22 protein-coding genes are annotated in these 23,571 nt (G+C 57.6%); 16 read left to right on the top strand and 6 right to left on the bottom strand.

Annotation, left to right across the window (positions count from 1 at the left end; genetic code table 11):
• The first annotated feature begins 4 nt into the window (after positions 1-4).
• From QOX26_RS07035 to QOX26_RS06980, 12 genes are all read left to right on the top strand, one after another.
• The gene (locus QOX26_RS07035; protein WP_283674263.1) at positions 5-643 is read left to right on the top strand and encodes a DUF4867 family protein; all 639 of its coding nucleotides are present in this window, start codon (positions 5-7) and stop codon (positions 641-643) included.
• A gap of 19 nt (positions 644-662) precedes the next feature.
• Positions 663-2,138, top strand: coding sequence for an L-fucose/L-arabinose isomerase family protein (locus QOX26_RS07030; protein ID WP_283674262.1), 1,476 nt, complete (start codon positions 663-665; stop codon positions 2,136-2,138).
• A 341-nt stretch (positions 2,139-2,479) separates the two neighbouring features.
• Positions 2,480-2,902, top strand: coding sequence for a PadR family transcriptional regulator (locus QOX26_RS07025; protein WP_283674261.1), 423 nt, complete (start codon positions 2,480-2,482; stop codon positions 2,900-2,902).
• Between the two features lie 31 nt (positions 2,903-2,933).
• Entirely contained in the window at positions 2,934-4,313 is a 1,380-nt protein-coding gene (locus tag QOX26_RS07020; protein ID WP_283674260.1) for a uroporphyrinogen decarboxylase family protein, read from the top strand.
• 4 nt (positions 4,314-4,317) lie between these two features.
• Positions 4,318-5,241, top strand: coding sequence for a CobW family GTP-binding protein (locus QOX26_RS07015; RefSeq protein ID WP_283674259.1), 924 nt, complete (start codon positions 4,318-4,320; stop codon positions 5,239-5,241).
• A 107-nt stretch (positions 5,242-5,348) separates the two neighbouring features.
• Entirely contained in the window at positions 5,349-6,344 is a 996-nt protein-coding gene (locus tag QOX26_RS07010; protein ID WP_283674258.1) for a radical SAM protein, read from the top strand.
• A gap of 17 nt (positions 6,345-6,361) precedes the next feature.
• Positions 6,362-7,348, top strand: coding sequence for an ABC transporter substrate-binding protein (locus tag QOX26_RS07005; protein WP_283674257.1), 987 nt, complete (start codon positions 6,362-6,364; stop codon positions 7,346-7,348).
• Positions 7,345-8,139 carry an ABC transporter permease gene (locus QOX26_RS07000; RefSeq protein ID WP_283674256.1) on the top strand — a complete coding sequence of 265 codons (795 nt, stop codon included), beginning with the start codon at positions 7,345-7,347 and terminating at the stop codon, positions 8,137-8,139. Before QOX26_RS07005 ends, QOX26_RS07000 begins: the two co-directional genes overlap by 4 nt.
• Positions 8,136-8,888 carry an ABC transporter ATP-binding protein gene (locus QOX26_RS06995; RefSeq protein ID WP_283674255.1) on the top strand — a complete coding sequence of 251 codons (753 nt, stop codon included), beginning with the start codon at positions 8,136-8,138 and terminating at the stop codon, positions 8,886-8,888. The genes QOX26_RS07000 and QOX26_RS06995 overlap by 4 nt, the downstream gene beginning before the upstream one ends.
• Positions 8,889-9,336: 448 nt before the next feature.
• Entirely contained in the window at positions 9,337-10,326 is a 990-nt protein-coding gene (locus QOX26_RS06990) for a substrate-binding domain-containing protein (protein WP_283674254.1), read from the top strand.
• Positions 10,327-10,391: 65 nt separating this feature from the next.
• Positions 10,392-11,909 carry a sugar ABC transporter ATP-binding protein gene (locus QOX26_RS06985; RefSeq protein WP_283674253.1) on the top strand — a complete coding sequence of 506 codons (1,518 nt, stop codon included), beginning with the start codon at positions 10,392-10,394 and terminating at the stop codon, positions 11,907-11,909.
• Positions 11,910-11,922: 13 nt separating this feature from the next.
• Positions 11,923-12,888, top strand: a complete 966-nt coding sequence (locus QOX26_RS06980; RefSeq protein WP_283674252.1) for an ABC transporter permease — start codon at positions 11,923-11,925, stop codon at positions 12,886-12,888.
• A 165-nt stretch (positions 12,889-13,053) separates the two neighbouring features.
• Here the strand turns inward: QOX26_RS06980 and QOX26_RS06975 are convergent, their stop codons facing one another.
• Positions 13,054-13,935 (bottom strand): AraC family transcriptional regulator, encoded by an 882-nt coding sequence (locus tag QOX26_RS06975; RefSeq protein ID WP_283674251.1) that lies wholly within the window; start codon positions 13,933-13,935, stop codon positions 13,054-13,056.
• Positions 13,936-14,053: 118 nt separating this feature from the next.
• Here QOX26_RS06975 and QOX26_RS06970 point away from each other — a divergent pair, with 118 nt between their 5' ends.
• A complete protein-coding gene (locus QOX26_RS06970) occupies positions 14,054-15,361 on the top strand; it encodes a hypothetical protein (RefSeq protein WP_283674250.1) in 1,308 nt (435 codons plus the stop codon).
• 97 nt (positions 15,362-15,458) lie between these two features.
• Here the strand turns inward: QOX26_RS06970 and QOX26_RS06965 are convergent, their stop codons facing one another.
• Genes QOX26_RS06965 through QOX26_RS06950 form a run of 4 tightly spaced genes read right to left on the bottom strand, consistent with a single transcriptional unit; the run spans position 15,459 to position 18,453 of the window.
• The gene (locus QOX26_RS06965; RefSeq protein ID WP_283674249.1) at positions 15,459-16,337 is read right to left on the bottom strand and encodes a cysteine ABC transporter substrate-binding protein; all 879 of its coding nucleotides are present in this window, start codon (positions 16,335-16,337) and stop codon (positions 15,459-15,461) included.
• Positions 16,338-16,353: 16 nt separating this feature from the next.
• On the bottom strand, positions 16,354-17,148 hold the full coding sequence (locus QOX26_RS06960) for an amino acid ABC transporter ATP-binding protein (protein ID WP_442870212.1): 795 nt from the start codon (positions 17,146-17,148) through the stop codon (positions 16,354-16,356).
• Entirely contained in the window at positions 17,139-17,813 is a 675-nt protein-coding gene (locus QOX26_RS06955) for an amino acid ABC transporter permease (RefSeq protein WP_283674247.1), read from the bottom strand. Before QOX26_RS06955 ends, QOX26_RS06960 begins: the two co-directional genes overlap by 10 nt.
• The gene (locus tag QOX26_RS06950) at positions 17,794-18,453 is read right to left on the bottom strand and encodes an amino acid ABC transporter permease (protein ID WP_283674246.1); all 660 of its coding nucleotides are present in this window, start codon (positions 18,451-18,453) and stop codon (positions 17,794-17,796) included. Before QOX26_RS06950 ends, QOX26_RS06955 begins: the two co-directional genes overlap by 20 nt.
• Before the next feature lie 344 nt (positions 18,454-18,797).
• On the opposite strand from QOX26_RS06950, the gene QOX26_RS06945 reads away from it, so the two are divergent.
• The 3 genes from QOX26_RS06945 to mnmA are packed head-to-tail and all read left to right on the top strand — an operon-like array spanning position 18,798 to position 21,606.
• Positions 18,798-19,409 (top strand): GDSL-type esterase/lipase family protein, encoded by a 612-nt coding sequence (locus QOX26_RS06945; protein ID WP_283674245.1) that lies wholly within the window; start codon positions 18,798-18,800, stop codon positions 19,407-19,409.
• Positions 19,406-20,548: a cysteine desulfurase family protein gene (locus QOX26_RS06940; RefSeq protein ID WP_283674244.1), complete on the top strand. Its 1,143-nt coding sequence runs from the start codon at positions 19,406-19,408 to the stop codon at positions 20,546-20,548. The genes QOX26_RS06945 and QOX26_RS06940 overlap by 4 nt, the downstream gene beginning before the upstream one ends.
• The gene (gene mnmA / locus QOX26_RS06935) at positions 20,545-21,606 is read left to right on the top strand and encodes a tRNA 2-thiouridine(34) synthase MnmA (RefSeq protein WP_283674243.1); all 1,062 of its coding nucleotides are present in this window, start codon (positions 20,545-20,547) and stop codon (positions 21,604-21,606) included. Before QOX26_RS06940 ends, mnmA begins: the two co-directional genes overlap by 4 nt.
• Before the next feature lie 12 nt (positions 21,607-21,618).
• Here the strand turns inward: mnmA and QOX26_RS06930 are convergent, their stop codons facing one another.
• On the bottom strand, positions 21,619-23,370 hold the full coding sequence (locus QOX26_RS06930) for a DEAD/DEAH box helicase (RefSeq protein WP_283674242.1): 1,752 nt from the start codon (positions 23,368-23,370) through the stop codon (positions 21,619-21,621).
• Between the last annotated feature and the right edge of the window lie 201 nt (positions 23,371-23,571).

Genomic DNA, 23,571 nt, shown 5'->3' with positions numbered 1-23,571 from the left:
AATTATGGAACTGCAAAGTGTATTCAGTAAGTCCTTCGCACCATATGGACGTGTGCTGCGCGGACTGGACGTGACGCAGCTGCTGAGCGTGCTGCGCAAGCAAACCGAAAAGCCTGCGGATGGCGTTGTCTATGTGCCGTCCTGCGCGGCGCTTGAGGAGACAGCGGCATACGAGGCGCTGCAAAACAGCGTGTACGGCGGCATGCCGATTCAAATCGGCTACTGTAACGGCACAAACACAAAGCTAAACTGCGTGGAATACCACCGCGACAGTGAAATCAATATCGTGGACGAGGAAATGGTCTTTCTGGTCGGCCGTCAGCAGGAGCTTGCGGACGGCACGCTCCGCACCGACCGGATTGAGGCCTTCCGCGCACCCGCCGGTACGGCAGTAGAGCTGTACGCAACGACGCTGCACTACGCGCCTTGTGACGGCGAAACCGGCAAAGGCTTTCGCGTAGCGGTTGTGCTGCCGCGCGGCACAAACACCGAAAAGCCGCAGACAGACGGCACTTATGAGGAAGACGGCCTACTCTGGGCAAAAAACAAGTGGCTGATTGCCCATGCGGACAGCAATGAAGCCAAGCAGGGCGCGTTTGTCGGTCTGAAAGGCGAAAATATAGACATTGCACCACTGCTGTGATGAAACGGAGGATAGAAAAATGAACAATATTCCTGAACTGAAACTGGGTATTATTTCGGTCAGCCGCGGCTGTTTTCCGATTTCCCTTTCGGAAAAGCGCCGTGCCAATGTGGTCAAGGCCTTTGGCGGCGGACTGTACGAATGTCCCATCTGCGTCGAAACCGAGCTGGACGCGCGCAAGGCGGTAGACGACGTTAAGGCGGCGGGCGTCAATGCGCTGTGCGTCTTTCTGGGCAATTTCGGACCGGAAACGCCCGAAACCATGATTGCGGACTGGTTTGACGGCCCGATGATGTACACCTCGGCCGCCGAGGGTGACGGTGACCTGCACGACGGACGCGGCGACGCGTACTGCGGCATGCTCAACGCGTCCTACAACCTCGGCCTGCGCGGCAAGCGCGTGTACATCCCGGATTATCCCTGCGCCACCGCAGAGGAAGCCGCACAGCAGATTCGCGAGTTCGCGCCGGTTGCTACCGCGCTGATTGGTCTGAAGGGACTTAAAATCTTTGCGTTTGGCCCGCGTCCGAACGATTTTCTCGCTTGCAACGCGCCCATCAAGGCGCTTTACGACCTCGGCGTTGCGGTGGAGGAGCATTCCGAGCTTGACCTCCTCGTCGCCTACAACAAGCACAAGGACGACCCCCGCATCCCCGCCAAAATGGCTGAAATGGCCGCCGAAGCAGGCAATGGGGAGAGCAAGTTTTCCGGCATCCTGCCTCGTCTTGCGCAGTATGAGCTGACGCTTGAGGACTGGATGGCAGAGCACCTCGGCACAAGCAAATACGCGGCCTTCGCCAACAAGTGCTGGCCTGCGTTCCAGACCGAGTTCGGCTTTGTGCCCTGCTATGTCAACTCTCGCCTGACCGGCCGCGGCATTCCCGTGTCGTGCGAGGTGGACATTTACGGCGCTTTGTCCGAGTACATCGGCATCTGCGTGTCCGGTGCGCCTGTGACGCTGCTCGACATTAACAACTCCGTGCCTGCATCCATCTATGACGAATCCATCGCGGGCAAGACCGGCTACCGCCACAAGGAAACCTTCATGGGCTTCCACTGCGGCAACACCTGCCCGAGCCTGCTGCGCAACCCGCACATGGGGTACCAGCTGATTATGAAGCGCGACCTGGAGCCTGATCTTGCCGAGCCGGATATCACGCGCGGCACGATGGAGGGCGACATCAAGGCGGGCGACATCACCTTCTACCGCCTGCAGTCCACCGCGTCGACCACGCTGCGCGCCTATGTGGCGCAGGGCGAGGTGCTCGACGTGCCGACCCAGTCGTTCGGCTCGATTGGCATTTTTGCAATTTCCGAAATGGATCGCTTCTACCGCCATGTGCTGATTGAAAAGCAGTATCCGCACCACGGCGCGGTCGCATTCGGCCACTACGGCAAGGCACTGTTTGAGGTGTTTAAGTACCTCGGCGTCGCCGATATTGCCTACAACCAGCCCAAAACACTGCCGTATCCGACCGAAAATCCGTTCGCGTAAAACGGACGCACAGGGTCGGCGGTGAGGGGGAACTCTCTTTTTCTTCTTCTCTCCTTTTCTATTTTCCCATTCTCCCAAATCAGCGGCACAATCCATGCCGCGGCAGGCGCACCGTCCACAGGGCGGTGCGCCTGCTTTTGTATACAGGGCAGGAATAGTGGATAAGGTCTATTATAAAGATTGCATAATTTTAGAACAATTACATCGGCAAAAACGTTCAAAACAGACCGTTTCAACACCGGATTTTCATAAATACGATTTTACAAAAGGAGTAGAAGATTGTGCAATCCTTTTGAAAAAATAAATGCTATACTGTTGCCATAACGAAGGGCGGTGCCGATTTGAAAAACGAAACCGAAAAGTGCGCCTGTCAGGGCAGCACGCTGATGCGCTTCGTTCAGCCGATTATACTATCCCTTTTGAGCCAGTCCGCCGATCACGGCTACGACCTCGTGCAGAAAATCGGACAAACGTCGCTCTGGCAGCAGGCGCTGCCCGACCCGGCCGGTGTGTACCGTGTGCTGCGCGATATGGAAAAGCGGGGTCTGGTGCAGTCGTATTTGGATGCCGAGTCGATTGCGGGCATCGGAAAACGGGTGTTCTCCATCACCGAGGAGGGCAGGGCGTGCATGCATAACTGGCTGCACACGCTGCGCGACTATCGGGACGGCGTGAGCGATGTGATCGGACGCTTGGAATCCCAGCTGGACGAAGTGCCGGCAGAGCAAGGGCAGGGCGGCACGGGTTGCTGCTGCTGCAAATAGAAAAGGTATTTATTGAAGGAGGATTATTCCTATGAAAGACTTACTGTTCCGCACCCTGCGCCATGAAGAGACCGAGCGCGCACCGTGGGTGCCGTTTGCCGGCGTACACGCAGGCAAGCTCAAGGGCTACACCGCCACCGAAATGCTGACCAACGCCGATGCGGCGGTCGAGTCGCTGCTCGAGGTGAACAACCTGTACAAGCCCGACGGTCAGCCGGTCATTTTCGACCTGCAGATTGAGGCCGAGTGCCTGGGCTGCGACCTGACGTGGGCGGATGACTGCCCGCCGTCCGTATCCGGCCATCCGCTTGACGGCAGCGACGAGGAAGCACCAGAAACGCCCTGCGACTGCAAGATTCCGACCAAGGAATCCGGCCGTATCCCCTATGTGCTCGAGGTCATGCGCCGCATGAAGGAAGCAGTCGGCGAAACGACCGCGCTCTACGGCCTGATTTGCGGCCCGTTCACCCTCGCGTCCCATCTGCGCGGCAATAACCTCTTTACCGACATGTTCGACTTCGAGGAAGAGGTAGAGAGCCTGTTCGCGTTCTGCAACCGCGTGTGCATGAAGATGGCTGACTATTACATTGAGGCCGGCATGGACGTCATCGCCATCGTCGACCCGCTGATTTCTCAGATTTCGACCGCGCACTTTGAGCAGTACATGACCGCACCCTACACCGAGCTGTTCGATCACATCCGTGCAGCCGGCGCGTTCTCCTCGTTCTTCGTCTGCGGCGACGCAACCCGCAACGTTGAGGCGATGTGCCAGACCGGCCCGGACTCCATCTCGGTGGACGAAAACGTAAACCTGCTCGCCGCCAAGGAAATTACCGACAAGTACAACGTGGTTATCGGCGGCAACATCCCGCTGACCTCGATCATGCTGCTGGGCAATCAGCAGGACAATATGAAGTTTGCCGTCGACCTGCTCGACAGCATTCCGGTCAAGAAGAATTTCATCATCGCGCCCGGCTGCGATATGCCGTATGATGTGCCGGTGGAAAACTGCATCGGCGTGGCACAGGCCGCGATTGAGACTGATACCGTGCGTGAAATGGTCAAGAATTATCAGGCAGAGGAAATTGATACCTCGGGCGTTGTGCTGCCTGATTACGCAAACCTCGCAAAGCCGCTGGTCGAGATTTTTACGCTCGACTCCGCGCAGTGCGCTGCCTGCGGCTACATGATGGGCGCGGCGAACGCTGCCAAGGAGACCTTCGGCGATGCAATCGACATGGTCGAGTATAAGTTCATCTACAAGGAAAACGTTGCCCGCTGTGTCAAGATGGGCGTGCCGAACCTGCCCTCGATGTACATCAACGGCGAGCTCAAATACCGTTCGATCATCCCGGCTAAGGCCGAGCTGGAAACCGCCATCAAGGAAGCCATCGAGGCCTGTAAGGGGTAATGAGATGAGCAAGCTGTATCTGATTACCGGCTTTCTCGGTGCAGGCAAGACCACCTTTTTGAAAACCTTCATCCGCCTGTTTGCCGGGCAGAAGATTCAGCTGATCGTCAATGAATTTGGCAAGGAGGGCGTCGACGGCGCCCTCCTTTCTGATTTGGGGGCGTATCTGCAGGAGATTTCGGGCGGCTCGGTGTTCTGCTCGTGCCGGCTCGATCAGTTTGAAAAGGTGCTGCGGGAGTCGGCGGAGATTGACGCGGACGTGATTCTGGTCGAGGCCTCCGGTCTGTCCGACCCAACGGGCGTGCGCCGTCTGTTTTCCCAGACCGACCGCTTTGCGCACATCGAATACATGGGCGGCGTGTGCCTGATTGACGCGGTGCGCTTTCCCAAGCTGTACGCGACCGCGCGCACCTGCATCAAGCAGCTCGCGTCGAGCGATGTGGCAGTGGTCAACAAAATTGACCGCGCAAGCGAAGAACAGCTTGCGCAGACGCTTGCGCTCGTCCGTGGACAGCGTCCGGATATGCCAATCATAAAGACCAGCTTCGGACAGGCTGACGGGACGCTGCTCGACCTGCTCTCGCAGGCGCAGACCCTGTCTGACGGTGATATGCCGCTGACCGCCGACTTGACGCTCAAGCAGCTGAATATTCATATTTCTCCCGATATTTCCGCCTATGACCTGCAAAAGTTCATCGAAATGTTCCTGGAGGACACCTTCCGCGTCAAGGGCTTTGTTCAAACGACGGAGGGTATGTGTCTGGTCGACTGCGTGGGCAATGTCGCCTCGGTCACGCCGTATGCGATTGACGTGCCGGAGGAGAAATGCGGCTGGCTGACCGTGCTGTCCGGCGCGGGTATGCCGGTGCGCCGCGCGGTCAAGGAAGCGTGCAAGTGGTATGAAAAATACGTGATCGCGGTCGAGTAACATAGTACCAAAACAGCGCAAAATCCTGCAAGCCATCGGCTGCGGGATTTGCTATGCTGATAGTAGATTAAGTCTAATATACGATTTGAGCAGAAACGGGGATTACCATGACGAATTTGGAACTCATTTCCTATGCGGAGCAGACGGCGGACAAGCATCGCCTGCTGTCCAAGGAGCAGATTGTGCAGCTGCTGTCCATCGTGCCCGAAAGCGAGGAGTGGACGGCGCTCGGCGCGGCCTCGCGCCGTGTCGCCGCAGGCCTTACGCGCGACCGCGCCTACCTCTGGGGTGCAATCGGTGTGGATTTCGCGCCGTGCTCGATGAACTGCGATTTTTGCTCGTTGGGCGAAGCGTGGGGCATCGTGCGCGACAAGCGCGACTATGACGCCGAGCAAACCGTCGCGCAGGTGCGCGATTATGTGGAAAACGGCGTGCGTTGGATTGTGCTGCGCACCACGGAGTTCTATTCGCAGGATGCGCTCGGCGAAATGATTCGCACCATCCGCGCCCGCGTGCCCGGAGAGTACGAGATTGGCCTCAACATCGGCGAATTTGACCTGCAAAAGGCCAATTGGCTGGCTGAATGCGGCGTGAATTTCATCTACCACTCCCTGCGCATGGGCGAGGGCAGGGATACCCGCTTTGACCCACAGGTGCGGCGAAACACCCTGCAAGCGGTCAAGGATTCGCCGCTCAAGCTGGTGTTTCTGGTTGAGCCGGTCGGCGTTGAGCATACAAACGAGGAAATTGCAGACATCTGCCTGCTCACGGCCGAGTACGGCGCGATTGTTTCGGGCACGATGGCGCGCATTCCCGTTCCCGGCACGCCGCTCGGCGTGCATCCGCAGGTGAGCGACGCGCGCATGGCGCAGATCATCGCGGTGGTGCGGCTGGCCTGCGGCGCGTGCGTGCCGGACATCTGCATTCATCCGGGCACCGAGCTTGCCATGCAGTTCGGCGCGAATGTGACCGTCATCGAGACCGGCTCGATTCCGCGCGACACCTGCTGCTGTTCGGGCGGGAAATGGAATCAGTTTGACGCGGATCAGGCCAAAACACTGTTTCAAAACGCCGGATACACGGTGCATCACACCGCGGAATAAGAGGGGGGAGACTTACCATGAACGGAAAACACAGACTGACCGCGCTGCTGCTCTGCGGCGTAATGCTGCTGCTGACCGGCTGCGGCGCGGCGGCTTCGACGGACATACCGTCCGCGGAAGTGTCGGCCGTGCAGGCCACAATCGGCACGTGGAAGACCGCACAGACGCTCACACCGTATTTTTATGAGGATTTTGTGCCCGGGGGCAGCACGGTCGAGGTAAAACCCTTCACCAATCCCGGCGACCAGAAAACCGCGCTGCTCGCGGGCAGTCTGGACATGACCGGCACGACCATTCCGACCGCGATTCAGGCGGCCGCCGCGGGTGAGCCGATTAAAATTGTCACCAGCCTGTGCAAAAAATGCTCGGCGCTCGTCGTCGGCAAGGATTCGGATATCCAGTCGGCAGATGACCTCAAGGGCAAGACCATTGCTTATGTGCCGGGCACGATGCATCATGTGCTGCTGCTCGACGTGCTGCGCCGTGCAGGACTCGACCCTGCAAAGGACGTGACGCTGACCCGCATCGACTTTTTCGACATGGGACAGGCGCTTGCGGGCGGCCAAATCGACGCGTTTCTCAGCGGCGAGCCGTACCCCTCACGGGCAGTACAGGACGGCTATGGCCGCATCCTGAGCTACCCCTATTTTGACGACAGCATCGGCACAATCAACGCCGCGATGATTGTCACCGAGGACACCATTCAAAGCAAGCCGGAGCTGGTGCAGACGCTGGTCGACGCGCACATCGCCGCCGCGCAGTTCATGAACGAGGATCAGGACGCGTGGCTTGACAAGGCCGCCTCCTTCGGCACGGACAAAGCACTGCTCCAGACCTCGGCGGACAACATTGAGCTGTGCTGGGACATTGACGAGGTGTTCATCCAGAACACCAAAAACCTTGCACAGCAGATGGTGGAGCTGGGCATGATTGACCATGTGCCCGACATCGACGCGCTGTTTGACCTGTCCTTCCTCGAGCAGGCAAAGCAGCAGGGCGCATGAAGAAAAGCAGGTTTGACGCCGTCGGCCTGATTGTACCGGCGGCGGTGCTTTTCGTCTGGTTCGCGGCGACGAACTGGTGTGGCGTGCCCGCATACAAGCTGCCCTCGCCGCAGAGGCTGCTGCACGTGCTGATTGATTTTGCAACCGGATGGTACGGAGTCACGCCCTATTCCGGTACGCTGTGGTTTCATCTGTGGCACAGCCTGCTGCGTGTGCTGAACGGCTTTGCCATCGCGGCGGCGTGCGGGCTGACGCTCGGATTTCTGACCGGGCGCATCGCGCTGCTGCGCCGGCTGTTCGACCCGTTTATCCACCTGCTGCGCAGCATTCCGGGCATCGGATGGCTGCCGATTGCCATCGTCTGGTTCGGCGTGGGCGAGGGAAACACACGGTTTTTAATCGCGCTTGCCAGCTTTTTCCCGATTTATGTGAACACGGCGCACGGTGCGGCGGCGGTGCCTGAGCTGACCGTCCGCGCGGGGCGCATGCTTGGTGCACGCGGACTGACACTGTTCGGCACGGTCATTTTTCCTGCGGCATTGCCGGAAATTGCGGTTGGTCTGCGGCTCGGCCTGGGCATCGCGTGGGCGTATTTGGTGCTGGGCGAGGTCACGGGCGTGACCGAGGGACTGGGCGCGGTCATGACGGACGGTCGCATGCTCGGCCATGTGGACATCGTGCTTGCAACAATGGTGGTCATCGCCATGGCGGGCAAGCTGACCGACTGGCTGCTGCTCGCGCTCTGTCGCCGCATCAGTCCGCAGCTGCGGAAAGGGGGCGTGCACGGATGAAACAGGGACTCACCGTGAGCAGCCTGAGCCAGCGGTTCGTATCCGAGAATGGGATGATCGTCGAAGCGCTCAATCGGGTGTCGTTTGCCGTGCAGCCGGGGCAGATTGTCGCGCTGCTCGGGCCTTCTGGCTGTGGAAAAAGCTCGCTGCTGAACATTGCGGCGGGATTTGAGCCGCCCGCTTCGGGCGAGGTATGCTTTGACGGACAGCCCATCAGCGCCCCATCGGCCGAACGCTGCGTTGTGTTCCAGTCGCCCGCGCTGTTTCCATGGCTTACGGTGCGGCAAAACGTGACCTACGGGCTGAAACGAAGCGGCATGCCGCGGGATGAGCGCCGACAGGCGGCGGAAACCATGCTCGCCGGCGTCGGTCTGACGGGGTTTGAGCGTCACTATCCGCATGAGCTTTCGGGCGGCATGCAGCAGCGTGTGGCGTTGGCGCGTGCGTTTGTGCTGCGCCCCGCACTCCTGCTGATGGACGAGCCGTTCGCGGCGCTCGACGCACAGCTGCGGGAGCAGATGCAGCAGCTGCTGCACACCCTTTGGGAGGAGCACAAGCCGACTGTCCTGTTTGTAACGCACGACATCGACGAGGCACTCAAAATTGCCCACCGCGTCATTGTGCTCACGCCGCGGCCGGGGCGCGTGCAGGCAGCGTTCGACGTGCCGCGGCCGATGGAGGCGGGGGACGCGCGGTGCTTGCAGCTCCGGCAGCAGCTGCGCGAAGCGCTGTTCGCGGGCACACAATAGCATATTGATTTGAAAACTGACGGAAAATCCATTCCGTCAGTTTTTTTATACCTGAAACACAGGGACGCATATCGTGTTGTATTAATTGTGATTATACCGGCACAAAGAAGGGTTTTGCTTAATCGACAGAAGAAATAAGAAAAGTGCGGAAATATTGTGGAATTATTTGTGATTTAGCACATCTTTGAGAGCGGAGCGGGATTGTGCAGAATCTACAAAAATACATGCGTGAAATTTCTGCAGGTTAATTTTTGCATATGCTTTGGGTAATTGCGTGGATTGCTACTTTGTGCTTTTTAAGATATAGTAAGGGCAACAAGAAGAAAAGTGCATAAAAACTACAAAACGAACAAGGCGTAAATAGTCATATTGACGATAAAAACTGAAATCAAGCGCAGCGTGCGTTTGACAATAGAAGAAGCTGAGAAGATTTGAGGAGGACTGCAAAATGAAAAAGAGACTGTTTGCACTGGTGATGGCGATGAGTCTGCTGGGCGCTACGATGGCGGGCTGCGGCAGCACAGGCGAGGGATCGGGCGATGCGAATGCCAGCGGGGGCGACAGCGCGGCAGCCGACACGGGTTCGTACAAAATCGGCTGTTCGTTTGACTACCTAAGCGACTTCATGGCAAACGTAACCGACGGCGTTAACGGCTATGCGGCGGAATCCAACGGCAAGGTATCCGTTACCGTGCAGGACGCGGAGTACGACGTTGCCAAGCAGCTGCAGCAGGTGGAGAACTTTATCGCGGGTGGTTATGACGCGGTCGTAATCAAGCCGGTGGACGCAGAGGGCTGCGCGCCGATGGCATCGGCCTGCCGCACAGCGGGCATTCCGTTCATCATCGTTAACACACAGGCCAACTGCGATTATGACACCTACATCGGCTCCGACCACGTGCTGTCTGGCAAGCTCCAGGCCGAATATGTCGGCGAAGCACTGGGCGGCAAGGGCAAGGTCGCAATTTTGACGGGTGAATTGATGGTGCAGGCCGCGATTGATCGTCTGCAGGGCAACAAGAGCGTATTTGAAGAAAAATATCCCGATATTGAGGTTGTTTCCGAACTGGATGCAGGCTGGATGCGCGACGAGGCCATGACCAAGACCGAAAACTGGCTCAACTCGGGTCTGGACATTAATGCCATTATCGCAAGCAACGACGAAATGGCGCTGGGCGCTGCCAAGGTGCTCAAGGAAAACGGCATTACGGACATTCTGGTCTGCGGCATTGATGCAACCGCGGAAGCACTGAACGCACTCAAGAGCGGCGAAATGGCCATGACCGTGTTCCAGAACGGCTATGAGCAGGGCTATCAGGGCGTCAAGGCGGCGGTCGATATCATCGAAGGCAAAAGTGTAGAAAAGTACATCGACGTACCGTATGAGACCGTGCTGCCCGATCAGGCAGATAAGTATCTGGAGCTCGTAGGGGGCTAACCGATAAGCGACATACGACCCGGCGTGGCATGCATGCCGGGTCGTTTTCCAAAAGGAGGGCAGTTATGGATAAAAGCAAGGTATTGCTGCGGATGGAACACATCTCAAAGGTCTTTCCGGGCGTTGTCGCGCTGGACGATGTGGAGCTGACGATTCATCCCGGCACCACACTGGCGCTGATGGGCGAAAACGGCGCGGGCAAATCCACGCTGATGAAGATTCTGGTCGGTCTTTACCAGAGAACCTCGGGCAGCATTGTTTTTGACGGCAAGGAACTGGATACCAGTTCCATCACCAAGGTAATTCAGCAGGGCATCTCGATGATTTACCAAGAGCTGAACCCAATTTCCAACATGACCGTGGCAGAGAATATCTACATTGGCCGCGAGCCGTATCGCATCAAGGGTATCATGCTCGACCGCAAAAAGATTGTGCAGGACACAAAAGCGCTTTTCGGCCAATTGGGCATCGAGGGCATCGACCCGCGCGCCGAGGTGGGCACGCTGTCGGTTGCAAAAATGCAGATGATTGAAATCGCCAAGGCGGTTTCGTACCACTCGAAGCTGATTATTATGGACGAGCCGACCTCGGCCATTACCGAAAAGGAATGCCAGCAGCTGTTCCGCATTGTGCGGCAGCTCAAGGCAGAGGGCGTTGCCTTCATCTTTATCACGCACAAGATGGACGAAGTATTCCAAATTTCCGATGAAATCGCAATTCTGCGCGACGGGCGCTATATCGGCACCTGGGACGCGGACAATCTGACGCAGGATGAGCTGGTCAAAAACATGGTCGGCCGTGAAATTACGGATATGTTCCCCAAAGAACCCGCGGAAATCGGGGATGTGAAGCTGCGGGTCAGCAATCTGTCGGTCAAGGGACTGCTGCACGACATCAATTTCGAGGTACGGCGGGGAGAAATCCTCGGCTTTGCCGGACTGATGGGCGCGGGCCGCACCGAGGTGATGGAAACGCTGTTCGGTATCCGCAAAGCGGATACGGGCGAAATCCAAATCGACGGAAAAACGGTGAAAATTCATACGCCGGAGCAGGCGATTTCACATAAAATCGCGTTCCTGACCGAGGATCGGCGCGGCAACGGCTGCTTTTTGAACCTCAGCGTGCAGGACAACATTATGGTCGTCAACTGGGACATGATGAAAAACACCATGAAGCAGATTGATTACGGCAAGGTGAAACAGACCTGCGACGAGCAGATTGAGAAATTCAACGTTAAAACGCCGGGCGCACAGCAGATTATCGGCAATCTGTCGGGCGGCAACCAGCAGAAGGCGCTGATTGCCCGCTGGCTGTACAGCGATCCGGAGATTATCATTGTAGATGAGCCGACGCGCGGCATCGATGTCGGTTCGAAATCCGAAATCCACCGCATGCTCAGCCGTCTGGCCGGGCAGGGACGGGCGATTATCATGATTTCGTCCGAAATGCCCGAGGTGCTTGGTATGTCCGACCGCGTAGTCGTCATGCACGAAGGCACGATTACAGGCATCTTGAACCGGGAGGACGCAACGCAGGACGTGGTCATGCGCTACGCGGCAGGCCTGGAAAACCAGTTCAGATAAGGGGGAACACCTGATGGAAAAGACAAAAGGCTCCTGGAAGAGCAAGCTTGCACAGATTTACGGCAAAGCCGGTGTGCTGGTCATTCTGCTGATTATGTGCATCATCCTGTCCATTGCGACGGATACCTTCCTTTCTCCGCGAAACCTCATTAACGTGGTGCGCCAGATTGCGTTCTGGGCGATGATTGGTTTGGGCGCAATGTGCGTCATCATTACGACCGGCATCGACCTTTCGCCCGGCTCGGTTGCCGGCGTGGCCGGTCTGCTGGTCGCGGGCGCGGCGCAAAACCCGGACACCCCGCTGGTTGTCATGTTTCTGATTGCAATTTGTGTCGGCGTCATTTTCGGCGCAATTAACGGCTCGCTCGTCGCGTTCGGCGGCATCCCGCCGTTCATTGCAACTCTCGGCACGCAAATCACCGGCCGCGGCATTGCGCTGCTGATTTCAAACGGCCGCCCGGTCAATGGTTTGAGCGATAAGTTCGTCTTTCTCGGCGCGGGCAGCTTAGGTCCCGTCCCGATGCCGATTATCTTTCTGGCGATTTTGTCGCTGATTACGTGGTACATGCTCAAGTATACCAAGACCGGCCGCCACATCTTCGCGCTCGGCGGCAACGAGCAGGCTGCCATCGTTTCCGGCGTTAAGACCAAGTTTGTCAAGCTGTTTGTGTACATTTTTGCCTCGGTTCTGGCGGCGATTTCCGGTCTTGTGCTGACCGCGCGCGTCGCGTCCGGCCAGCCCAGTCTGGGTGACGGCTACGAGCTCCAGGCCATTGCGGGCGCGGTTATCGGCGGCACCAGCCTTTCCGGCGGCGCGGGCACGGTTTACGGCGTCATCTGCGGCACACTGGTCATCGGCGTGCTCAATAACGGCATGGATTTGCTCAATGTAAACGGTTATTGGCAAAAGGTTGCGCAGGGCGTTATCATCATCGTCGCGGTGCTGCTTGACGTGCTGCGGAAAAAGACATCCAAATAAGGTCATATCTCTTCTCTCTCTTCCGGTGCGGCCAGACAGGCGCAAACCTGTTTGGCCAGCTGCCGGGATTTTGAAGAAAGGGTTTGTGCTGTCACAGCCAACAGAATAAAAAATACCTCCATACGCTGTGCACAAGACAACGTTGGAGGTATTTTAAAAGGAAGACTACAATCCGTAAAACGGCTCATAAGCACAAAATTGCAGCGGCGTCAGACCGGTTTCCGACTTGAAAAACCGGATGAAATTCGTAGAGGATTTGAAGCCGACTGCCGCACTGATTTCAATGACCGAGAGCTTGGTGGTCAGCAGCAGGCGCTTGGCGTGCGTCAGGCGCACGTTGGTCAGATATTCGTGCGGGGTAGACCCATGCACCTTGCGAAACTGCCGAATGAAGTACGGCACGCTCAAATTGTTGCCGGCGGCAAGCGTTTCCACGCGGAGGGGCTCCATGAAATGCTCCTCCATGTAGAGGGCAGCCTCGTTGATGGTCTGGTCGGTCGAGTCGGCGGGGTCGCAGGAAACGCTGCCAAGGCTGCACAGCACGCTTTGCAGCTGAATGGACACCTTTTGCTCATTGATGCGGCGCGAGGCAAACATTTGCAGCAGGCTGAGCATCTGGGCGTTGAGCGAGGCAAAGTCCTTCGGAAAAAACAGCGGACTGCCGAAGGAAAGCAGCCAGTCGCAGTAGGCCTTGGCGGTCGGACCGTCATAGGCAAACCATTTGAAGCTGGCCGGGCCCTGCGCGCGATAATCGTGCGGCTCGCGGCAGTCGATGAGCACAATCGAGCCTTTCGGCGCGGTAAACAGGCGGTTTTGATAGGAAAAATGCAGCGCACCCGAGGTAATCAGGAACAGCTGAAAATACTGAACCCGTTTTTCGGGCGCAATACGCGCAACGATATAGCGGCTGTCCACCTGATAATCGCCCATGCAGATGAGGTAATACAGCGCTTCACGTGCAAACTTGGTTGCCGTGTGGAAGAATACCTCAGAGGTCGGCAGCATGCCGGTGCCGATCCGGTCGGGACTGTAATGCCGAACTAACATAGGGGACACTCCTTTCTCGTCGTGCGGGAATAACAACAGTGTAACATTTTTATCGAACAGACTCAAGACAGCAAGCAGAATCAAACAGGTTTTGAGCGTGTTAGCAGGAGGGATACATATGGTTCAGCAAAAAGAAAAACAGGTGATACAGGAACTGGCGAAACGTCTGGCAGAGCTGGCGCACGAGCCGGTCATGGAGGAGCGCCGCCGGCTTTGGTACGCGCACAATGATTTGAAAACCGATCAGCCGGTCATAGACTGCTCGCCCGAAGGCGCGTGGCGCGAAATCATCACGCCCGATATGCTGGTCAGCGAAGACCCATTGGCACGGGAAATTGAGTGGACGCTGCGCGCCCGCATTTACCGCGCCGAGGTGATTCAGGACGACGTGCCGGCGGAGCTGCGGTGGGACTGCCAAAAACTCATTTCGGACACCGGCTGGCGCATCGAGGGGCAGCTTGCCCACAACGCCTTTTCCAACGAAGAGATTATGATTCCGACCATCTCGTCCGTTCCGGGCGTGTGGAAGCCGGGGTTCCGGTTCGATGAAACGGCTGCCGAGTTCGATCCGCTCATCAAGGATTTGGACAACGCGGAGCAGATTGATCAGCTGATTGCTCCGCAAGTGATCTATGACGAGCAGGGCTCAAAGGAAAAGCTGGCGGTTCATCAGGAGCTGCTCGGAGACATTCTGGATGTGCACTGGGTGGGCAACCTGTATCCGAAGTTCTCATGGATGGAGGTTTACACAAAAATACGCGGCTATGAAAATGCGCTGTATGACTTGTATGACTATCCCGAAGAGATGCATCGTCTGCTCAGCGTGCTGGAAAAGGGATATCTGAATCTCTATCAGCAGCAGCTTGACATGGGTCTGCTCGACATGAACAACGGCTGCCAGTACAACGGCACGGGCGGATACGGCTACACAAACGACCTGACCGCGCCCGCGCCGGGAGAAAAGCTGACCTTTAAGCATCTGTGGGCGTGCGCCGAGTCGCAGGAGTTCATTTCCGTTTCACCCGAAATGACGCGGGAGTTCGCCATTGATTATGAAAAGCGCCTGCTCTCGCGGTTCGGTTTGTCCGCCTACGGCTGCTGCGATAATCTGGAGGATAAGCTGTCCGACGTGCTGACCATTCCGAATATCCGCCGTATTTCGGTGTCGCCGTGGGCCAATGTTGCCTCGATGCGCGATCAAATCGGGATGAAGGCCATCTTCTCGTGCAAGCCGAATCCGTCTTATGTGACCAATGGGTGGGACGAAGACCAGATGCGCGCCTATACCATGAAGCTGCTGCAGGACGGCAAGGGTACGCCGTACGAGATTATTCTGAAGGATACCCATACCATCCAGCACGACCCCTCGCGTTTTCGCAAGTGGACCGACCTGTGCCGCGCGTGCATCGCAAAGGTCTACGGATAAAAACATCGGATATTTATAGGCGCACGACAACCAAAACACCCCCGAATACAGCATGGTTTTGCTGCATTTGGGGGTGTTTTTATCTCATGATCGCCGCTTATTCGATGACGCCGCCCTCTACGACGAGGGAGTCCGGGTCTGCCGCGTCTCCGTAAACCGGAGCGAGCGTGGCGGCATAATCCGCGTGGAAGAATTCTTCCTTGCCCAGCGCTTCGATTTCCTCATTGAGCCAGTTCAGCACGGTGGTGTTGCCTTTGGTCACGGCCGGAGCGATGGTGTCCAGATCGCCCAGCGATTCGATGCCTACCTGGAAACCCGGGTTGGCAATCGCCCAAGCGAGCACCTCGGTGTTGTCGGTCGAGAACGCGTCGCCGCGGCCGTCGAGCAGTGCATTGTAAGCATCGGCGTACTGGTCATACTTCTGCAGGGTCACTGCCGGATAGTTTGCCTCGAAATAGGTCTCAGCGGTCGTGCCCTTTGCCACAATCAGCGTCTTGCCTTCAAGCTGGCTGACGTCTGTAATCACGGCGTTCTCGGGCGAAACGACGCCCAGTGCCACCTTCATGTACGGCAGCGCAAAATCAACCTTTTCCGCGCGCTCCTCGGTCACGGTGAAGTTCGCCAAAATGACATCGACCTTGCCGGTGGTCAAAAACTCCACGCGGCTTGCGGGGTCAACCGAGACATAGTCCACGTCAACGCCCAAATCCTTGCCGATTCGATTCGCGAAATACACATCGTATCCCTGATAATCGCCGTTTTCATCCACATAGCCGAACGGAGCCTTGTCGCTGAACACGCCGATGGTGATTTTACCGCTGTTCTGAATCTCCTCCAGCGTGCGGAAGGTTCCCTTGGGCGCATTGTCCGCAGACGAGTCCGTTCCGCCGGTGGACGCTGCCGAGCCGCAGCCGGCAAGCGCCGCTGTCAGCGTAAGGCCTGTGAGTGCCAGTGCAAAAATGTTTTTTCTTTTCATCTTGAGTAACCTTCTTTCAGATAATGACCGAGTTTTGCTCGGTGCTTCGTTTGGTGAACGTAAATGTGCCCAGAAATTCTTTTGCGCGCGGTGTTTGGGGTGCGGTGAAGAATTGCTCCGGTGCACTTTCTTCTATGATGCGGCCGCCGTCCAGAAACACGATGCGGTCGGCGATGGCGCGGGCAAACTGCATCTCATGAGTCACGATAATCATCGTCAGCCCCTGCTGCGCAAGCTCAAGCATCACATCGAGCACTTCGCGCACCATTTCGGGGTCCAGAGCTGCCGTTACCTCGTCAAACAGCATGATTTCCGGGTGCATGCACAGTGCACGCACGATGGCGGCTCGCTGCTTCTGCCCGCCGGACAGCTGCCGGGGATAGGCGTCCCGTTTTTCCCACAGGCCGACGCGGTGCAGCAGCTCTTCCGCCTCTTGCTCCGCTTCGCGGCGCGGTCGGTGCTGTACTTTGATTGGCGCGAGCGTAATGTTATCCAAAATCGTCTTGTGCGGAAACAGGTCATAGCTTTGGAACACCATGCCGATTTTCTGACGCATGCGTGCCATATGCGCTCCGTCTGCCGTGATTTGCTCGCCGTCGAGCGCAATCTGGCCGCTGTCTACGCGTTCCAGCCCGTTCAGGCAGCGCAGCAGCGTGCTTTTCCCGCAGCCGGACGGCCCTAGCACCACAAGAACCTCGCCGCGGTGTACCTGCAAATCAATTCCGTCGAGCACCGTCTCACTGCCAAAGCGTTTGACAATGCCGGATGCCTGCAACTGTATGGTAGAATCCATGTTTCGACTCACCTCCATCGTTTTTCAAGCCGTTTGGACACCAAGGAGATGGGCCAGCAGGCAAAAAAGTATAAAAAGAACACAACACCGTAAATCCAAAGCGCCGCCGTCGGATAGTCAAAGCGGTTCGCGTCGATAATCTGCTGCCCGACCTTGAGTACCTCCACAATGCCAATCAGCACCACAAGGCTGGTCGTTTTGATCATGCGTGTGGTCAGATTGATGGCCAGCGGCAGCAGCCGCCGCAGGGTCTGCGGGATGATGATATAAGTGTAGGTTTGCAGTCGGGTCAGCCCTAAGGCCTCGGCGCTGTCATATTGATGCCGCGGGATGCTAATCAGCGCACCGCGCACCAAGTCGCCCATTTCCGCGGTGCCCCACAGCGTGAACACCAGAATGGCGCTCGTCCATGCGGACAAATTCACCCCAAAGGTGCGCGTGACGCCGAAATAAACCAGAAACAGCAGTACCAGCTGCGGCATAATCCGGATGAAATCCAGATATACTCGGCTGACCAGCCGCGCCGCCGGATGCTTGAGCGTCATAAACAGTCCAAACAGAATGCCGAGCGGGATGGAAAGCAGCACGGCGATCAGACTGATTTGCACCGTCACCCAGAGGCCGCCGAACAGGCGCGCCATGTTGCTGCCCTTGAACAGAAGACTAATTCCCAAATCCTGCATAGCGAAGCCTCCTTTCCAAGAATGTGGCCAACAGCGAAATCGGAAGCAGCAGCACCAGATAGGCCACAACCAGCATCAGCAGTGCCTCATCTGTCTTGTAATACAGTCCGATCAAGTCCTTTGCCACATACATGAGATCGGCCAGAGCGATTGCGCTGACGACCGAGGTCTCCTTGATGAGGAAGATGACATTCGCGCACAGCGCCGGCACCGAGGTCGCCACCGCCTGCGGCAAAATCACATGGCGTAGCGCCTGCAGTCTGCCAAAGCCAAGGCTTTGTGCCGACTCAATCTGGTTTTTTTCCACCGACTCCAGCCCGCTGCGGAGTGCTTCCGCCATGTAGCTGCCGCCGAGGAAGGTCAGACCGAGCACGGCGCAGCCCTCTGCGGAAATGCGGATGCCCAGCTTGGGCAGGCCGAAGTACAGAAAGAACAGCTGCACCAGAAGCGGCGTGTTGCGGCTCAGCTCAATATAAACGGCGGCGACGCGGCGGAGCACCGGAATGCGGTAATACTGTACAAAGCTGCACGCCGCCCCCAGCAGCAGGGAAAACACAATGCCCCAGAAGGCAATGCGTGCCGTCAGCGCCGCGGCCTGTACATACAGAGGCGCATACTGTGAAATAAATGCAAAATCCAAATAAACACCATCCTCCCGAACGATCTGCGCATAAAAACAGCAAAGGAGTGGATGCACGGGTGCACCCACTCCCTTTTCATCGACAACATGAAGGGATTAAGAGGAAATGCACGCATGGCAAACCAACGCTGTATCCATCGACATACAACGACAACACATCATCTTGCGTACAAGCTTGCTCACGGCACACCCTCCAATTCTTTTTATTCCGATATGTTTAATAGGCTATTGACAAGATAACACTTAAAACCTATAATGTCAATAGGTTTTATAGAAATAACAAAAAATCTCTTCAGCGGAAGAGCAATGCGGCTTACCGTTATGATCGACAGGAGGCTTTCCCTATGACCACCATTTTATGCTTTGGCGATTCCAATACCTATGGCTACATTCCGGGCGGAAGCGGGCGCTATCCGCGCGAAGGACGCTATCCCGGCATTCTGGCCGATTTTCTCGGTGCGGACTACCGTATAGAGGAAGACGGCGTTGTGGGACGCACCACGGCATTTGAAGACGCTGTCCGCCCCGGCCGAAACGGGCTGGATGCAATCCGGCAAAGCGTGCAGGCTGCAAAACCGGATCTGGTGCTGCTGATGCTCGGCACAAACGACTGCAAGGCGCAGTTTGCCGCCCTGCCCGAGACGATAGCGGACGGTATGCTTCGCTTGGCGGAGGTCTGCCGGCAGGAGAATCCCGCGGTCAAAATCATTCTGGCAGCGCCTGCCCCTCTTGACCCCATCGTCCTTTCCTCAGCCTATGCTGATTATGACGAAATGTCCTTCATCACCTCGCTCCGGCTGGCGGGCGCGTATCAGCACACGGCAGAGCGGCATGGCTTTGGCTTTGTCGATGTCGGCGAAGCGGCAAGCGCCTCACCCGTTGACGGCGAGCATTTAACCGCGATGGGGCATTTGGCGCTTGCCCAACACATGAAAGAAGTGATTTTAACCCTATGATATACGCAGATCACGCCGCAACCACGGCGCTTTCCAAAGCGGCGCTCACCGCTATGCTGCCCTATTTCACCGAATATTACGGCAACCCTTCGAGCACGCACGCCGCTGGAACAGCCGTTTCCCGCGGCATTCTCGCGGCGCGGGAGCAGCTGGCGCTGCTGCTCAATTGTGCCCCGCGGGAAATTTATTTCACCTCGGGCGGCAGCGAGGCCAACAATCAAGCGCTGCGCACGGTTGCGGCCATCGGCAAACAGACGCAGCGGCAGCACATCGTTTGCTCCGCCTTCGAGCATCCCTCTGTTCTGCGCACATTGGACGAGCTGCAGGACACAGGCTTCTCGGTAACGCGGCTCGCCCCAAATCAGGACGGTCTGATTTCCGCAGCCGACGTGCAGGCAGCGATGCGGCCGGATACTGTCGCCGTCAGCGTCATGCTGGCAAACAACGAAATCGGCACGCTGCAGCCAATTGCGGAAATCGCCGTAGGCTGCCGCGCACGGGGCATTTTGCTGCATACGGACGCGGTGCAGGCGGTCGGGCACATTCCGGTGTCTGTGCGCGGCCTGCAAGCTGATTTGCTTTCGCTTTCCGCGCACAAGTTCAATGGCCCCACGGGCACAGGTGCTTTGATTGCCCGGCGCGGCATACAGCCGTATTCGCTCATCCGCGGCGGCGGGCAGGAGCGCGGCAGCCGCGCGGGAACCGAGCACGCGGCAGGCATTGTCGGTATGGCCGCCGCGCTGCAAGAAAAAAACAGCGATATGCCGAAGCATATCGCTGTTGTGACCGCCCTGCGTGAGCAGCTGATTTCCGGTCTGCTGGAGCTGCCGCAGGTGATGCTGACCGGCAGCCCCAATGCACGCGTGCCCGGAATTGCCCATTTTTGCATACAGGGTGTGGAATCGGAAACCGTGCTGGCACTGCTGGATGAACGCGGCATTTGCGCTTCCGCTGGTTCGGCCTGCGCGGCAGGCGCGTTGGAGCCGAGTCATGTGCTGCGCAGCATGGGCATCTCCGGCGCGTGGGCACAGGGGGCGCTGCGCCTGTCGCTCGGCGCGGACAACACGCCCGAAGAGGTGCGTCAAATCATTTTGGCCGTGTCCGAAATCGTCACGCGGCTGCGGAAGGGAACAGTATGAAAAAAGTATTGGTCGCCATGAGCGGCGGCGTGGATTCCAGTGTTGCGGCATGGCTGATGCAGCAGCAGGGGTATACCTGCGTCGGCGTTACCATGAAGCTGTATGAAAATGAAACGGTCGGGTACTGCCGCAGCCGCACCTGCTGTAGTCTGGACGACATTGAGGACGCAAAAAGCGTGGCGGCCAAGCTCGGCATCGCCTACCATGTCTTTCAGTTCGCAGCCGACTTTGAAACGCAGGTCATCGGGCGGTTTGTCGCCGCTTATGAATCCGGCATGACTCCCAATCCCTGTATCGACTGCAACCGCTACCTGAAATTCGACCGGCTGTATCATCGTGCGCGTGAGCTCGGGTGCGACAGCATCGCCACCGGTCATTATGCGAGAATCACACAGCAGGACGGCGTTTTTCAGCTGCACGCCGCACGCGATGCGGATAAGGATCAAAGCTATGTGCTGTATTCACTGACGCAGCAGCAGCTTGCGCACACCGAATTTCCGCTCGGAAACCTCACAAAAAACGAAGTGCGGCGCATCGCCGAGGAACAAGGCTTCCTCAACGCGCACAAGCGCGACAGTGAGGACATCTGCTTTGTTCCGGATGGCGATTACGCCGCTTTTCTGGAGCGTTATACCGGCCGAACGTATCCGCCGGGTTTGTTTGTCGATGCACAGGGCAACAAGCTCGGGCAGCACCAAGGCCTGATTCGCTACACCGTGGGTCAGCGCAGGGGACTTGGCATTGTAGGCAGCGAGCCGCTGTATGTTTCCCGCATTGAGCCGGAAACCAACACGATTACACTGGGCGGCAAGGCCGCACTGCTGCGCACCTCGTGCACGGCGCGCCAGGTCAACTGGCTCGCCGGTCGGATTCCCGAGGCGCCCTTCGCGGCGCAGGTGCGCATTCGGTACCATGCGGCGCCGTGTCCGGCTGTCGTTACCCCGACGGCCGAGGGCATCCATATCGCGGCGCAGTCGCCCCTGTCCGCGGTTGCCCCGGGACAGGCCGTGGTGGTCTATCAGGACGGACAGGTCATCTGCGGCGGCACGCTAAACTGATGCACGGTCCGCTTATTGGTGTGCCTGATGCTGTCCGGAGTGCTTTTTATAGGGCCTTGCACCCCGACCGGGCGCGTTGCGGTGGTTTCGATCGCCGCGGTTGTGCGCCGGTCTTGCCTTGGCAGGCTTGCGGGGCGGGATTTGTCCCTCCATCGGGAACACATCGACCGCCTTGCCGCAGATGGTGCAGCCGTGCAGCGAATGCATCATCTTATCGCGCAGCTCTTCGGGCACTGCCACCATGGTGAAGGCCTCGGAAATCTGGATTTTGCCCAAATCCGACGCCTTGATGCCGGTGTGCTTTGCGATTGCGCCGACGATGTGGCTCTTGGTGATGCGGTCTTCCCAGCCGGTGTCAATGACCAACAGCGCCTCGGAACGGTTGTCGCGGGCGTGGGACACAAACGGCTCGGGACGGTCGCGGCGCGGGCTCATCTTGGACGACACCGTGGGCAGGGTATTGAGCTGCTCGAGCGTTTTGCCGAAGCTGTTTTCGAGCAGAACCGCGGCGATGGTCTGGGCATCGTGCCCCTGCTCCATCAGCTGCGCGACCACTTGGGTGTACTGCTCCTGCGGGGCAGCGGAAAGCTGCTGCGCAAGGCCGTCCACAAAACGGGTCTGCGCCTTCTGGCGCACATCGTCCGCCGTGGGTAGCGCAAGCTCCGCAATGTCGGACTTGGTGACCTTGGCAAGGCGCTTGAGCTGGTACATCTGCTGGCGGCCGCAATGCAGGGTGATGGCGGTGCCGGAGCGGCCGGCGCGGCCGGTACGGCCGATGCGGTGCACATAATACTCGGTTTCCTTCGGAATATCGAAGTTAAAGACATAATCGATATCGCTGACGTCGATGCCGCGCGCGGCAACATCGGTAGCGACCAGAATCGAGATGCGGCCCTTCTTAAAGCCGTTCATCACATTGGTGCGCTGCAGCTGCTTCATATCGCCGTGCAGGCCTTCAACGGAGAAGCCGGCTTCGGCGAGCAGCTCGGTCAGTTCATCGACCATCGACTTGGTGTTGGCAAAAATCATCGAGCGTGTCGGCTGATAATAATGCAGCAGCAGCTTAAGGGCGTCCTTCTTCTGGCGCATGGGCACATCTACGCTGAACTGCTGGATCTGGTCAAGCGTGACCTGCTCGCGGTTGATGGCAATGTGAACCGGATCGGTCTGGAACTGCGCCGCGATGGCGAGAATCGCATCGGGCACGGTTGCCGAAAACAGTACGATCTGACGCTCCTCGGGCGCGCCCTCGAGGATGAACTCGATGTCCTCACGGAAGCCCATGTTGAGCATTTCATCCGCTTCGTCCAGCACGACCATTTTCAGCTGACCCAGCTGCAGCGAGCCGCGGCGGATGTGATCCATGATACGGCCGGGCGTGCCGATGACGATATTGGCGCTTTGCAGGTTTTTAAACTGTCCTCGGTAATCGCCGCCGCCTAAGATGTCCGCGGTTTTCACGTGGGAAAGGTGCTTTGCCAGCTTGCGGATTTCGTCTCCGCACTGGTGCGCCAGCTCGCGCGTCGGCGACAGTACCAGCACCTGGACGCAGCTTGCCTGCGGGTCGACGCATTCAACGGCGGGAATGCCGAAGGCTACGGTTTTGCCGGTACCGGTCTGAGAGCGTGCAAGCACGTCCGCACCGGTTCGGATGACAGGGATTGCCTCCGCCTGAATCGGGGTGGCAGAGGTGAACCCCATTTCCGCAACGGCATTTGCAATTGCGGGGGAGAGGTTCAGTTCGGAAAAGGGATGATTAGACATGGACTCCTCGTTTCTTGTTCTGTTCAAAAAGAAAAGCAAGGAGCATACTCCTCGCTTCTATACTTTGTTATTTTCAGTACAGTATTAATACTATTATACCACAAATATCGAAAAAATCAATTGTGAGAAGTTACCTGAATCTGTGTGCACAGTGCGTTTTTCCTTGACATATTCGGTGTAAAATCAATCAAAACGCCCTCG

This window comes from Butyricicoccus sp. Marseille-Q5471, assembly GCF_951230135.1.
Taxonomy (GTDB): domain Bacteria; phylum Bacillota; class Clostridia; order Oscillospirales; family Butyricicoccaceae; genus Agathobaculum.
The sequence above is the reverse complement of the archived record's forward strand: the minus strand, read 5'-3'. Positions and strand labels throughout refer to the sequence as shown.